At 73.0% G+C, this 13961-nt stretch carries 11 protein-coding genes; 8 read left to right on the top strand and 3 right to left on the bottom strand.

All coding sequences use genetic code 11. From position 1 onward, the window contains the following. Positions 1 to 199 precede the first annotated feature (199 nt). Complete coding sequence (locus tag AB0J08_RS34895; RefSeq protein ID WP_360642121.1) at positions 200 to 1069, top strand: MurR/RpiR family transcriptional regulator; 870 nt, start codon at positions 200 to 202, stop codon at positions 1067 to 1069. Between the two features lie 69 nt (positions 1070 to 1138). Continuing rightward, positions 1139 to 1468, top strand: a complete 330-nt coding sequence (locus tag AB0J08_RS34890) for a hypothetical protein (RefSeq protein ID WP_360642119.1) — start codon at positions 1139 to 1141, stop codon at positions 1466 to 1468. Between the two features lie 20 nt (positions 1469 to 1488). Here the strand turns inward: AB0J08_RS34890 and AB0J08_RS34885 are convergent, their stop codons facing one another. Beyond that, positions 1489 to 2061 carry a Uma2 family endonuclease gene (locus AB0J08_RS34885; protein ID WP_360642117.1) on the bottom strand — a complete coding sequence of 191 codons (573 nt, stop codon included), beginning with the start codon at positions 2059 to 2061 and terminating at the stop codon, positions 1489 to 1491. A 201-nt stretch (positions 2062 to 2262) separates the two neighbouring features. Here AB0J08_RS34885 and hutU point away from each other — a divergent pair, with 201 nt between their 5' ends. From hutU to hutI, 4 genes are all read left to right on the top strand, one after another. Continuing rightward, positions 2263 to 3951 carry a urocanate hydratase gene (gene hutU / locus AB0J08_RS34880; RefSeq protein ID WP_360642115.1) on the top strand — a complete coding sequence of 563 codons (1689 nt, stop codon included), beginning with the start codon at positions 2263 to 2265 and terminating at the stop codon, positions 3949 to 3951. A gap of 11 nt (positions 3952 to 3962) precedes the next feature. After that, positions 3963 to 5159, top strand: a complete 1197-nt coding sequence (locus tag AB0J08_RS34875; protein WP_360642145.1) for an allantoate amidohydrolase — start codon at positions 3963 to 3965, stop codon at positions 5157 to 5159. Then, positions 5150 to 6499, top strand: coding sequence for a formimidoylglutamate deiminase (locus tag AB0J08_RS34870; protein WP_360642113.1), 1350 nt, complete (start codon positions 5150 to 5152; stop codon positions 6497 to 6499). The genes AB0J08_RS34875 and AB0J08_RS34870 overlap by 10 nt, the downstream gene beginning before the upstream one ends. A 105-nt stretch (positions 6500 to 6604) precedes the next feature. Further along, positions 6605 to 7774, top strand: coding sequence for an imidazolonepropionase (hutI, locus tag AB0J08_RS34865; protein WP_360642112.1), 1170 nt, complete (start codon positions 6605 to 6607; stop codon positions 7772 to 7774). A 46-nt stretch (positions 7775 to 7820) separates the two neighbouring features. Here the strand turns inward: hutI and AB0J08_RS34860 are convergent, their stop codons facing one another. After that, complete coding sequence (locus AB0J08_RS34860; protein ID WP_360642110.1) at positions 7821 to 9908, bottom strand: prolyl oligopeptidase family serine peptidase; 2088 nt, start codon at positions 9906 to 9908, stop codon at positions 7821 to 7823. A gap of 151 nt (positions 9909 to 10059) precedes the next feature. Then, positions 10060 to 11568, bottom strand: a complete 1509-nt coding sequence (locus AB0J08_RS34855) for an oligopeptide:H+ symporter (RefSeq protein ID WP_360642108.1) — start codon at positions 11566 to 11568, stop codon at positions 10060 to 10062. 330 nt (positions 11569 to 11898) lie between these two features. On the opposite strand from AB0J08_RS34855, the gene AB0J08_RS34850 reads away from it, so the two are divergent. Both AB0J08_RS34850 and AB0J08_RS34845 read left to right on the top strand, forming a co-directional pair. After that, positions 11899 to 12573, top strand: coding sequence for a response regulator transcription factor (locus AB0J08_RS34850; RefSeq protein ID WP_030290974.1), 675 nt, complete (start codon positions 11899 to 11901; stop codon positions 12571 to 12573). Between the two features lie 39 nt (positions 12574 to 12612). Next, positions 12613 to 13860, top strand: a complete 1248-nt coding sequence (locus AB0J08_RS34845; protein WP_360642106.1) for an ATP-binding protein — start codon at positions 12613 to 12615, stop codon at positions 13858 to 13860. Positions 13861 to 13961: the final 101 nt, after the last annotated feature.

Raw genomic sequence — 13961 nt, 5'->3', positions numbered from 1 at the left:
CCTGGGGCAGCACCGGGGCATCAGTCCATCGGTTCGCACCGTAATCGGGGTGGATCAGGGGGAAATCAGGGTCACCCCGAGGGGTGTCCCACCTGACGGACGTCTCACCGGGCGTCCCGTCGTACGAGACGTCTTTGCCAGCGGCAGCGCACTGCTGCACAGTCGTCGTCCGAACAGCTCGCACCCGGAGGTACCGCTGATGACCGCCACCGACGACACCGGCACGGTCGGCCCCTCCGCCCGGTTGCTCCAGCTCTTCGAGGGCCACCGGCTCACCCCCACCCAGCGCCGGATCGCCCACTCGCTCGTCCGGCACGCCGTCGAGGCGCCGTTCCTGTCCAGCGTCGAGGTCGCCGAGCTGGCCGGCGTCAGCCAGCCCTCGGTCACCCGCTTCGCCGTCGCGCTCGGCTACGACGGCTACCCGGCGCTGCGCAAGCAGCTGCGCGAACTCGGCGCGGGCGAGCCGGCCGCCCCGGAGACCCCGGACGACGTGGTGCGCAACGAGCACCAGCAGGCCGTGCTCGCCGAGATCGAGCACCTGCGCCTGCTCGCCGAGCTCCTCGCCGACCCCGAGCCGATCATCCGGGCCGCCCGGCTGCTCGCCGCCTCCCGCCCGCTGCCCGTCCTCGGCCTGCGGGCCGCCTCCGCCCAGGCCCGCGGCTTCGCGTACTTCGCGGCCAAGGTGCACCCGGACATCCGGCTGCTCGACGAGGGCGGCAGCATGCTCGCCGACCGTCTCGAACAGGCCGCCGCCGCCGGCGCCAGCGCGCTGCTCTGCTTCGCCCTGCCGCGCTACCCGCGCGAACTGATGGACGGCCTGGCAGTGGCCCGCGAGTGCGGGCTGACGGTGCTGACCGTCGCCGACAGCGCCTTCGCGCCGGTCGCCAAGCTCTCGGACCTCATGCTGCCGGCCGCCGTCGGCACCGGCCTGGTCTTCGACACCGCCTGTGCGCCGATGATGCTCGGCCGGGTGCTCCTGCAGACCATGTGTGACGAACTCCCGGGAGCCGAGGCCCGGTTGGAGGCGCTCGAACAGTCCGCGACGGCTCGTGGACTGTTTTTGGAGTAGGACCGGGTCCCGGGCGGGAATCCTGTCAACAGGCCCCGGAGCAGGGCCGACCGGCAGGGGGAGCCTGTGATGCGCGTGATCCACGAGATGAAGTTCGTCGGCCGCCTCGCCTCGGGCGCCGACGAGTGGTCCTGCCCGGCCTGCGGACGCCGCGTCACCCTGCGGCGGCTGCCCGGGCCCGAACTCACCGTCCTCGAACCGGGCGACGAGAGCGCCGTCCACGTCGGCGTCATCGAGCCCGACGCCCGGGCGGCGGCCGCCGCCGACCAGTACGGCCTCGGCCCCGTCCAGGAGGTCCCCCGCCCGCCGCGCCCGCCGGCTCCGGCCGACCCGGACGCCGACGACCGGCGCTGGCTCGCCGAGATCGGCATCGACTGGGACGGCGACGCGGCGGCCTGAGGGCAAGGCCTGAGGGCGGGTCAGGCCTTCGGGGCGTGCAGCGGCAGCTCGTCGGTGCGCAGCTCCGGCGGCAGGGGTGCGGCGAGCGGGACGGGCACGCCGTCCTTCCCGTGCCGCACGCCCTGGTAGGCGCCGTCGCGGGGGTGGGTGTAGAGCGTCCAGGTGCCCTTGCGGGGGTCTGCGGTGAGAAGGACGGCGACCCCGGCGGTGGCGTACCAATCCGTCTTGGTGGCGATGCCACTGACGCGTTCGGAGCTGGAGATCACCTCCAGGGCGATGGCGACGTCACGAGGATCCGCGAGCCATTCGTCGTCCCGGCCCCAGTCCTTGGGGAGGACGACCAGATCGGGGGTGGCGTAGTCGTCCTCATCGTCCGGCATGTAGATCGACGACACTTCGTAGGCCCGAAGGTCCTTGGGCAGTTGCGGGATGAGCTGATCACGCAGCACCTGTACGGTCCCCGCGTGCTTGCCGCGGAGGGTGGGAGACGACATCACGGTTCCACCGATGATCTGCGCGCGGAGGCCGGTGCTGCGTTCGATCTCCTCGGCGGCGTCACGGAGTCTTCCGGGTCGCAGGGTGAAGGCCGTCATCGCGTCCTCCGTTCGTCGGCGCTTGGGCCGAGTGGCTGGTGTTCGCCAGGTTCACGGTAGCGCCCGGGGCCCGTCGGGCGGAGGCTGATCGGATGTGGGCGGGGGCCGGTCGGATGCGGTCGGGGTCTGGTCGAAGGCTGAATGTTTGGATATATTCAGCCGAGTCGAGCTTGAATGAATTCATCCGTAGGGAGCCGGGACATGGTGCAGCAGCAGGCGAGCGGGCCGCGCGAGGTGCGTGCGGCGCGCGGGACGGGGCTGACGGCGCAGGGGTGGCAGCAGGAGGCGGCCCTGCGGATGCTGATGAACAACCTCGATCCGGAGGTGGCCGAGCACCCGTCGAAGCTGGTGGTGTACGGCGGCACCGGCAAGGCGGCCCGGGACTGGCGCTCCTTCGACGCCATGGTGCGCACGCTGGAGACGCTGAAGCAGGACGAGACCATGCTGGTCCAGTCCGGCCGCCCGGTCGGCGTCATGCAGACGCACGAGTGGGCGCCGCGCGTGCTGATCGCCAACTCCAACCTGGTCGGCGACTGGGCGAACTGGGAGGAGTTCCGGCGGCTGGAGAGCCTCGGGCTCACCATGTACGGCCAGATGACCGCCGGGTCGTGGATCTACATCGGCACCCAGGGCATCCTCCAGGGCACCTACGAGACCTTCGCGGCCGTGGCCAACAAGCGGTTCGAGGGAACCCTGGCCGGGACGATCACCCTCACCGCCGGGCTCGGCGGCATGGGCGGCGCCCAGCCGCTGGCCGTCACCATGAACGGCGGCGTGGCGATCTGCATCGACTGCGACCCGTCCCGGATCTCCCGCCGGATCGAGCACCGCTACCTGGACGTCGAGGCCAAGAACCTCGCGCACGCGCTGGAGCTGGCCACCGCCGCCCGCGACAAGAAGCAGCCGCTCTCCATCGGCCTGCTGGGCAACGCCGCCGAGCTGTTCCCGCAGCTGCTCGCGATGGACGCGCCGATCGACATCGTCACCGACCAGACCAGCGCCCACGACCCGCTGAGCTACCTGCCGATCGGCGTCGCCTTCGACGACATGGCGACCTACGCGGCCGAGAAGCCCGCCGAGTTCACCCAGCGCTCGCGCGAGTCGATGGCCCGGCACGTCGAGGCGATGGTCGGCTTCATGGACGCCGGTGCCGAGGTCTTCGACTACGGCAACTCGATCCGCGGCGAGGCCCAGCTGGCCGGCTACGACCGCGCGTTCGCCTTCCCGGGCTTCGTCCCCGCGTACATCCGGCCGCTGTTCTGCGAGGGCAAGGGCCCGTTCCGCTGGGCGGCGCTCTCCGGCGACCCGCAGGACATCGCCAAGACCGACAAGGCCGTGCTCGACCTCTTCCCGGAGAACGAGTCGCTGCACCGCTGGATCAAGATGGCCCAGGAGAAGGTGCACTTCCAGGGCCTGCCGGCGCGGATCTGCTGGCTCGGCTACGGCGAGCGCGACACGGCCGGCGAGCGGTTCAACGACATGGTCGCCTCCGGCGAGCTGTCCGCGCCGATCGTGATCGGCCGCGACCACCTGGACTGCGGCTCGGTCGCCTCCCCCTACCGGGAGACCGAGGCGATGCTGGACGGCTCCGACGCGATCGCCGACTGGCCGCTGCTCAACGCCATGGTCAACGTCGCCTCCGGCGCGTCCTGGGTCTCCATCCACCACGGCGGCGGCGTCGGCATCGGCCGGTCGATCCACGCGGGCCAGGTCACGGTGGCCGACGGCACCGCGCTGGCCGGCGAGAAGATCCGCCGGGTGCTCACCAACGACCCGGGCATGGGCGTGATCCGCCACGTCGACGCCGGCTACGACCGGGCCGACGAGGTGGCCGCCGAGCGCGGCGTGCGCATCCCCATGAACGAGCACGGCGCCATGGGTGAGCTGTGAGTTTCGAAGAGATGTGGGCGGAGCTGCTCCCGGTGGGCCGCTCCGCCTCCTCCGGCGGCTACCGTCGCTTCGCCTGGAACTCCGCCGACGCCGAGTGCCGGGCCTGGTTCGAGGAGCAGGCCGTGGGACGCGGCCTCTCCTACGAGCTGGACCGCAACGGCAACCAGTGGGCCTGGCTGGGCGACCCGGCCGGCGAGGGGGCGATCGTCACCGGCTCGCACCTGGACTCCGTCCCCGACGGCGGCGCCTTCGACGGCCCGCTCGGCGTGGTCTCCTCCTTCGCCGCCCTGGACGAACTCCGGGGGCGGGGAACGGAGTTCACCCGGCCCCTGGCCATCGTCAACTTCGGCGACGAGGAGGGTGCCCGGTTCGGCGTGGCCTGCATCGGCTCGCGGCTGAGCGCGGGCGTGCTCGGCCGCGACCAGGCGTACGAGCTGCGCGACGCCGCCGGCGTCCGGCTGCCCGACGCGATGGAGAAGGCCGGCTACGACCCGGCCGCGATCGGCGCGGACGGCGACCGGCTGGCCAGGATCGGCGCCTTCGTCGAGCTGCACGTCGAGCAGGGCCGCTACCTGGCCGAGGACCAGCCGGTCGGCGTGGCCGGCGCGATCTGGCCGCACGGCCGCTGGCGGTTCGACTTCCACGGGGAGGCGAACCACGCCGGCACCACCCGGATCGAGGACCGCCGCGACCCGATGCTCACCTACGCCAACACCGTGCTCGCGGCGCGGAAGAAGGCGAGGACGGCCGGCGCGCTGGCCACCTTCGGCAAGGTCGCGGTCGAACCCAACGGCACCAACGCGATCGCCTCGCTGGTGCGCGGCTGGCTGGACTCCCGGGCCGCCGACGAGGCGACGCTCACCGCGCTGGTCGAGGAGATCGAGCGGGCCGCGTACGAGCGGGGCGACCGTGACGGCGTCCGGGTCGAGCTGACCCGCGAGTCCTACACCCCGGTGGTGGAGTTCGACGCCCCGCTGCGCGACCGGCTCGCCCGGCGGCTCGGCCGGGAGGGCGCCCCCGTCCCGATCCTGCCCACCGGCGCGGGACACGACGCCGGAATCCTCGCATCGGCGATCCCGACCGCCATGCTGTTCGTACGAAACCCGAGCGGTGTCTCGCACTCCCCGGCCGAGCACGCCGAGACGGCCGACTGCCTGGCCGGGGTGGCCGCCCTCGCCGACGTACTGGAGGACCTGGCGTGTCAGTGACCTACTGGGCGCAGCACGCCTGGCTGCCGCACGTCAACGGGCCGGTGGTCGAGCAGGACGTGCTGATCGCCACCGGTCCCGGTGGCCGGATCACCGCGGTGACGCCGGACAGCGGGCCCTGCCCGCCCGGCGCCGTCCGGCTGGAGGGGCTGCTGCTGCCCGGCCAGGCCAACGCCCACTCGCACGCCTTCCACCGGGCGCTGCGCGGCAACGTGCAGGTCGGCTCCGGCACCTTCTGGACCTGGCGCGACACCATGTACCGGTTCGCCGGCGCGCTCGACCCGGACAGCTACCTGGCGCTCGCCACCGCCGTCTACGCCGAGATGGCGCTGGCCGGGATCACCGCGGTGGGGGAGTTCCACTACCTGCACCACGCGCCCGGCGGGGCCCGCTACGAGGACCCCAACGCGATGGGCGAGGCGCTGATCGAGGCCGCCGCCCGGGCCGGGATCCGGATCACCCTGCTGGACACCTGCTACCTGTCCTCCGGCTTCGGCGCCGAGCCCACCAAGCCGCAGCGCCGGTTCAGCGACGGCGACGCCGACGCCTGGGCCGAGCGGGTGGAGGCGCTCAAGCCGCGCGAGCACGCCCGGATCGGCGCCGCGATCCACTCGGTGCGGGCGGTGCCGGCCGAGCAGATCGGCACCGTCGCGCACTGGTCGGCCATGCGCAAGGCCCCGCTGCACGTCCACCTCTCCGAGCAGACCGCCGAGAACGACGCCTGCCTCGCCGCGCACGGCGTCACCCCGACCAGGCTGCTCGCCGACCACGGCGCGCTCGGTCCGCGCACCTCGGCGGTGCACGCCACCCACCTCACCGAGGAGGACATCAAGCTCCTCACCGACTCCTCGACGGCCATCTGCATGTGTCCCACCACCGAGCGGGACCTCGCGGACGGCATCGGTCCGGCCCGCCAGCTCGCCTCGGCGGGCTGCCCGATCACCCTGGGCAGTGACAGCCACGCCGTCATCGACCCGTTCGAGGAGGCCCGCGCGCTGGAGCTGGACGAGCGGCTGCGGACCCGCACCCGGGGGCACTGGACGGCCAACTCGCTGCTGCGGGCGGGCACCGAGGACGGGCACGCATCGCTCGGCTGGCCGGAGGCCGGGCGGATCGAGGCCGGCGCACTGGCCGACTTCACCGTGATCGCCCTGGACTCGGTGCGCACGGCCGGGCCGCCGAGCCGGCTCGGCGCCGAGATCGCGGTGTTCGCCGCCTCGGCCGCCGACGTGCGACACGTGGTGGTCGGCGGGCGGCAGATCGTCAGGGACGGCGCGCACCGGCTGGTGCCCGACGTCCCGGGCGCGCTGCGGTCCGCGATCGAAGCCCTGAGCTGCTGAGTCCCCGTAACTCCCGGGGGCGGGCGGGGGCTGATCCCGCCCGCCCCCGGGTCCAGTCCCGAAAGGCCTGATGTGAGCACCCCGAGCAGTCCGCAGAGCCAGGGCATGCCGAGCACCCTGATCACCGGTATCGGCAGCCTGGTCACCAACGACCCCGCGTACGGGACCGGGCCGCTCGGCCTGCTCGCCGACGCGGCCGTGGTGGTGGACGGCGGCACGGTCGCCTGGGTCGGACCGGCGGCCGGGGCGCCCGCCGCGGACGAACGCTTCGACGCGGCCGGGCGGGCGCTGCTGCCCGGGTTCGTCGACTCGCACGCCCACCTGGTGTTCGCGGGCGACCGCACCGCGGAGTTCAACGCCCGGATGTCCGGCCAGTCGTACACCGCGGGCGGGATCCGGACGACGGTGGCCGCCACCCGGGCCGCGAGCGACGCCGAGCTGGACGCCAACCTGGCCCGGTTCGTCCGCGAGGCGCTGCGGCAGGGGACGACCGCGATCGAGTGCAAGTCCGGCTACGGGCTGACCGTCGTCGACGAGGCCCGAGCCCTGCGGATCGCCTCCTCGTACACCCCCGAGACCACCTACCTGGGCGCCCACGTGGTCGCCCCCGAGTACGCGGACGACCCGGCGGGGTACGTGGACCTGGTCACCGGCGACATGCTGGACGCCTGCGCGCCGTACGCCCGCTGGGTGGACGTCTTCTGCGAGGACGGCGCCTTCGACGGGGACCAGGCCCGGGCGATCCTGACCGCCGGGGTCGAGCGCGGCCTCACCCCCCGGGTGCACGCCAACCAGCTCTCCTACGGCCCGGGCGTGCAGCTCGCCGTCGAGCTGGGGGCGGCCTCGGCCGACCACTGCACCCACCTCACCGACGAGGACGTGGCCGCGCTGGCCGGCTCGGCGACGGTGGCGACGCTGCTGCCCGGCGCGGAGTTCTCCACCCGCGCCGCCTACCCGGACGCGCGCCGGCTGCTCGACGCGGGCGCCGTCGTCGCGCTCTCCACGGACTGCAACCCGGGCTCCAGCTTCACCAGTTCGATGGCGTTCTGCATCGCGGTCGCGGTGCGGGAGATGGGGATGACGCCGGACGAGGCGGTCTGGGCCGCCACCGCGGGCGGCGCGCGGGCGCTGCGGCGCACCGACGTCGGCACGGTGACGGTCGGCGCGCGGGCGGACCTCCAACTGCTGGAGGCGCCCTCGCACGTCCACCTCGCCTACCGGCCGGGCGTGCCGCTGACAGCCGCGGTCTGGCGGGCCGGCGTCCGGGAGGTCTGACGCGCGTCCCGGTGGGGCGGCCGCGGCCACCCCACCGGGACGGCGCCTAGCCCAGGGCGAGGCCGCGGCGGAGGAAGTCCAGCTCGTGCAGCAGCAGGTTCTCCGCCACCGTCTCGTCGCTCGGCGAGTGGCTGGTCCCGCTGAGCGGCAGCAGCTCGTGCGGGCGGCCGGCGGCGAGCAGGGCGGCGGAGAGCCGCAGCGCGTGCGCCGGCAGCACGTTGTCGTCGGCCAGGCCGTGGACCAGCAGCAGCGGGCGGCGCAGTCCGGGGGCGTCGGGGATCAGCGAGCAGGCGTCGTAGCGCTCCGGGTGCTCGTCGGGGTGGCCGAGGAAGCGCTCCTTCCAGTGGGTGTCGTACAGCCGGTGGTCGGTGGGCGCGGCCCCGGCGACGGCGGCGTGGAAGACGTCCGGGCGGCGCAGCACGGCCAGCGCGGCGAGGAAGCCGCCGTAGGACCAGCCGCGGATGGCGACCCGGTCGAGGTCCAGCAGCCCGGGGCGGGCCAGGGCGGCCTCCCGCAGGCCGTCGACCTGGTCCTCCAGGGCGGGCGTGGCCACGTCGGCGAAGACGGCCTTCTCCCAGCGCGGGCCCCGCCCGGGGGTGCCCCGTCCGTCCACCACCAGGACGGCGAAGCCCTGGTCGGCGAACCACTGGGAGACCAGGGCCGTCCAGCCGCCGGCGGCGGTGACCTTCTGCATCGCGGGCCCGCCGTACGGGTCGAGCAGGACGGGCAGCGGGCCGTCCCCGGGCCGGTGGCCGGCCGGGAGGAAGAGCGTGGCGCGCAGCTCGCGCGGGCCCAGCCGGAGCAGTTCGGGCCGGGCGGCGAGGACGGGCCGGCGCGCGTGCGAGCGCAGGTCGACGGCGGGGCGCCCGCCCCGGTGGACGGTGGTGTGCCCGCCGGGTGCGCCGGGTGTCCGGGCGGTGTGGACGAGGGTGCCGGCGCTCCGTACGCCGGTGTGCACGCCGGGCGCGGAGCTGAGCCGTACGGCGCCCTCGGCCGGGTCGTACATCCACAGGTGGGTTTCGGTCGGCTCGGTGGAGCCGGTGAAGAGCACCTGCTCGCCGTCGGTACCGAGCACCGAGCGCAGCTGGAGGCCGGGCGGGGTGACGGGCTCGCCGTCCACGGTGAGGTGGCGGGTCCCGCCGAGGTCGGCGGAGTCGACCAGCGCCCCGGCACCGGTGCGGACCGGCAGGCCGGGGACGAGCTCGACCCAGTGCGCGTCCCGCTGCTCGGCGAGCGTCCGGGTGGCGCCGTCGGCCGGGTCGACGGCGAGGGTGCGGACGGTGCGCTGGTCCCGGCTCTGCACCGCGGCGTAGGGGCCGTGGGCGTCCCAGCCGGCGGCGGTCAGGTACTCGTACCCGGCGCGGTCCCAGCGGACCTCGGTGCGCTCCCCGTCGAGGTCCAGCAGCCAGAGCGAGACATCGGCGTTGGCGGTGCCGGCCAGCGGGTAGCGCAGGACGCGCGGCGGCCGGGCCGGGTCGGCCGGGTCCGCCAGGGGGAGGCGGCTGAGCGGGCCGTTGTCCACCCGGGCCGCCAGCAGCCGGGTGCCGTCCGGCGACCACCAGTACGCCCGGGTGCGGTACATGGACTCGGCGGCGACGTGGTCGGGGACGCCGTACGCGACCTCGGCGTGCTCGGGACCGGCCAGGAGGCGGTCCCCGCCGCCGTCCGCGCCGACCACGCGCAGCGCGCCGTCACCCACGTAGGCGATCAGGCGGCCGGTCGGGTCGGGGCGCGGGTCGTAGACGGTGGTGGCGGTCGGTATCCGGCGGACGGTGCCCGCGGCGGGGTCGGCCGTCCAGAGAGCCCCGCCCAGGGCGAAGGCGGCCGTCCGGCCGGCCGGGTCGACGGCGAAGGCGGTGATGCCGGTGGCGTGGACGCGGGACCGCTCGCGGCGGATCCGCTCGGCCTCCGGGAGGCCCCGGTCGGTGTCGCCGAGGGTGGCCGGGTCGGCCAGCAGCCGCTCCTCGCCGCTGTCGGTGTCCAGCGCCCACAGGCAGGTGACCGGGTCGTCGCCGGCCCGGCTGCGCAGGAACAGCACCCTGCGGCCGTCGGCGCAGACGGCCGGGTGAGCGGGCGCGCCGAGGGTGAAGCGGCGGGTGCGGGCGAGTTGGCGGGGGAGGGATTCGGTCGGCATGTCCGACACCCTGACACGCCGGGGGAGGGCGGCGGCTCCGAAGAGGGCGGGTACGGCTCCGAAGAGGGACGGGATCCGAAAAGGGACCGGTACGGATCTTCCGATCCGTACCGGTCCCTCGGTGGTGCTTCGGTGCAGCGTCAGCGGCGCGTCAGTGGACGTCGCCCATCAGCCGGACGACCTTCCTGCGGTACATCCACAGCGCCACACCGGCGAGGATCGCCAGTACGCCCTGGACCGCGAAGTACCCGGTGGAGCCGACCACCTCGTCGCCGAGGACCAGCTGGAAGATGGCCGCGACACAGTCGCCCGCGGTGACCGCGAGGAACCAGACGCCCATCATCTGGCTGGCGTACTTCGCCGGGGCCAGCTTGGTGGTGACGGACAGGCCCACCGGGGAGAGCGTGAGCTCACCGACGGTCTGGACCAGGTAGACCATGGCCAGCCAGAGCGGCGTGACCTTGGTGCCGCCCGAGGCGGCCGCCATCGCCAGCATCATGACGAGGAAGGAGCCGCCGATCATCAGCAGGCCGAAGGCGAACTTCACGGTGGTGCTGGGGTTCTTGGCCTTGCGGGACAGGGCCACCCAGAGCCAGGCGAAGACCGGGGCCAGCGCCATGATGTACAGCGGGTTGAGCGACTGGAACCAGGTCGACGGGAAGTCGAAGCCGAACAGCGTGGACGCGGTGTTCTCGTCCGCGAAGATGCTCAGCGTCGAGCCGGACTGGTCGTAGATCATCCAGAACACGGCGGCGGCCACGAAGAACCAGATGTAGCCGCTCATCTTGGACTTCTCGGCCTCGTCGAGGTCCTTGTCGCGCTTCACCTTGGCGAAGACGAACACGGGGATCGCGATGCCGGCGATGGACAGCGGCCAGATCGCCCAGTCGATGGTGAAGTGGCCGGTCAGCGCGACGACCGCGTAGAAGACCGTGGCCACGGCCAGCCAGAGGCCGGCCTTCTTGAAGATCGCGCTCTTCTCGGCCGCCGAGATCGGCGAGGTCACCACGTCGCTCTTGGCGCTGAGGTGGCGGGTGCCGAGCAGGAACTGGGTCAGGCCGAGCGCCATGCCGATGCCGGCGAGGGCGAAGCCGAGGTGCCAGTTGACGCTCTGGCCGACGGTGCCGATGACCAGCGGGGCGGCGAAGGCACCGAGGTTGATGCCCATGTAGAAGATCGTGAAGCCACCGTCGCGACGCGGGTCGTTCGGCCCGTCGTAGAGGTGGCCGACCATCGTGGAGATGTTGGCCTTGAGCAGGCCCGAGCCGACCGCGATGAACGCGAGGCCGACGAAGAAGGACACGCTCGCCGGGACGGCCAGCAGGAAGTGGCCGATCATGATGATCGAGCCACCGACCGCGACGGTCTTGCGGGCGCCGAGGAAGCGGTCCGCGATCCAGCCGCCCGGCAGGGCGAGCAGGTAGACCATGGCCGTGTACACGCTGTACACGGCGGCGGCGACGGCCGCCTTCATGCCGAGACCGCCCTCCGCGATGGAGGCCGTCATGTAGAGCACCAGCAGGGCACGCATGCCGTAGTAGCTGAAGCGCTCCCACATCTCGCTCATGAAGAGGGTGGCGAGGCCCCGGGGGTGCCCGAGGAAGGTCTTGCCGCTGGGAGAGGCCGGCTTGAGGCCGGCATCCAGGGTCGTAGACGCCATGTGTAGGGGTTCCTTGCCTGACAGCGTCCGCCAGAGGGGGGTGGCGGCGGACGTGGACGGAGCCACTCTACGTGGCGATATTTGCCCTCATCAGATGACAAAACCCGCCAATTAGGTATGGCGATGGTAAAGCTTGCGAGAGATCGGGTCGATCTTTCCATGGCAAGCCCGCATGAATTCCTTCGGATTCAAGATCCAATAGTGAATTCTTCGCCGAACGCGCGGTCGGCCCGGGCTCGTTGAGCGGTGATCGCGCTCCGTATAACGATCACGCTCTGTGAACTACCTCACAGGGCAGTCGCCCCCAACCCGGCGGACTACCATCACCACATGACCTGTGTGCTGCTCGCCGAGGACGATCCGGCGATCTCCGAACCGCTCGCCCGGGCCCTGCGACGCGAGGGCTACGAGGTGCTCGTCCGCGAGGACGGTCCGACCGCACTGGCCGCCGGGCTCACCGAGGAGGTCGACCTGGTCGTCCTCGACCTCGGCCTGCCCGAGATGGACGGCCTGGAGGTCTGCCGCCGGCTGCGTGCCGACGGCAAGAGCTGCCCCGTCCTGGTCCTCACCGCCCGCGCCGACGAGGTCGACACCGTGGTCGGCCTGGACGCCGGGGCCGACGACTACGTCACCAAGCCCTTCCGTCTCGCCGAGCTGCTCGCCCGCGTCCGGGCCCTGCTCCGGCGCGGCAACGTCGACCAGCTCACCACCGGCGCGCACGGCGTGAAGATCGACATCGAGTCGCACCGCGCCTGGCTCGGCGAGGAGGAGCTCACCCTCTCCGCCAAGGAGTTCGAGCTGCTGCGGGTGCTGGTCCGGGACGCCGGCCGGGTGGTCACCCGCGAGGAGATCATGCGCCAGGTCTGGGACACCACCTGGTGGACCTCCACCAAGACGCTGGACATGCACATCTCCTGGCTGCGCAAGAAGCTCGGCGACGACGCGGCCAACCCCCGCTACATCGCCACCGTGCGTGGCGTGGGCTTCCGCTTCGAGAAGAACTAGCCCCCGCGAGGGGCACGAACCACCACGGGGAGCGGCAGCGTGAAGCGCCGGATGATCAACTCACTGCTGGGCGTCGTCCTGGTGGTGGTCGTGGTGTTCTGCGTCCCGCTCGCCCTGGTCGAGAAGCGCACCATCGTGAACTCGGCACAGGACCGGGTGGACGCGGCCGCCGTGCGGGTGCTCGCCCTGGTGGAGAACCGGCTTTCGGCGGGCGAGCCGGTCACCGGCGACAAGTTCGCCAACCAGGTCACCGACGGCCAGTACGTCGAGGTGGACATCCCCGGCAAGCCCGTCGTCTCCAGCGGCGAGCGGCCCGCCGGGACCCATCTGCTGAAGGCCGTCGAACAGGGCGCCAGCGGCGAGACCGTCACCGTCGAGCAGTCCCGGGCCGCCGTCGACCACGAGATCGCCAACATGCTGCTGCTGCTCGGCGTGGTCGCCCTGCTCGCCGTCCAGGCCGCCGTCGCCCTCGCCGTCTGGCAGGCCAAACGCCTGGCCCGCCCGCTCACCGACCTCGCCGAGACGGCCGAGCGGCTCGGCTCCGGCGACCCGCGCCCGCGCGACCGCCGCTACGGGGTGCCCGAACTCGACCGGGTCGCCGAGGTCCTGGACGTCAGCGCCGAGCGGATCGCCCGGATGCTCACCGCCGAGCGGCGGCTCGCCGCCGACGCCTCGCACCAGCTGCGCACCCCGCTCACCGCGCTCTCCATGCGGCTGGAGGAGATCACCGCCGTCGCCGAGGACCCGGAGACGGTCAAGGAGGAGGCGACCATCGCCCTCCAGCAGGTCGAGCGGCTCACCGACGTCGTCCAGCGGCTGCTCACCACCCAGCGGGACCCGCGCAGCCCCACCGCCGTCGCCTTCGACCTGGACGACGTGGTCAAGCAGCAGGTGGAGGAGTGGGGGCCGTCGCTGCGCGACGCCGGCCGGGTGCTCCAGGTGGAGGGTCTGCGCGGGGCCACCGCCATCGGTACGCCCGGCACGGTGGCCCAGGTGCTGGCCACCCTGATCGAGAACTCGCTGATGCACGGCGCCGGACTGATCACCCTGCGGGTGCGGCCCTCCGGGACATCGGTGGTGGTCGAGGTCCAGGACCAGGGCGCCGGGGTGCCGCCGGAGCTGGGCAACCGGGTCTTCGAGCGTGCGGTCAGCGGCCGCAACTCGACCGGCATCGGCCTGGCCGTGGCCCGCGACCTGGCGGAGGCGGACGGCGGCCGGCTCGAACTGCTCTCGTTGAAGCCGCCCGTGTTCGCCATCTTCCTGGGGCGAAGCCGCAGGGACGATTAGCACAGCCTGGGGCGAAGCCGCAGGGACGATTAGCACAGCCTGGGGCGAAGCCGCAGGGACGATTAGCACAGCCTGGGGCGAAGCCGCAGGGACGATTAGCT

Origin of the sequence: Kitasatospora sp. NPDC050463 (genome assembly GCF_040655255.1) — a bacterium.
Classification (GTDB): Bacteria; Actinomycetota; Actinomycetes; order Streptomycetales; family Streptomycetaceae; genus Kitasatospora.
The sequence above is the reverse complement of the archived record's forward strand: the minus strand, read 5'-3'. Positions and strand labels throughout refer to the sequence as shown.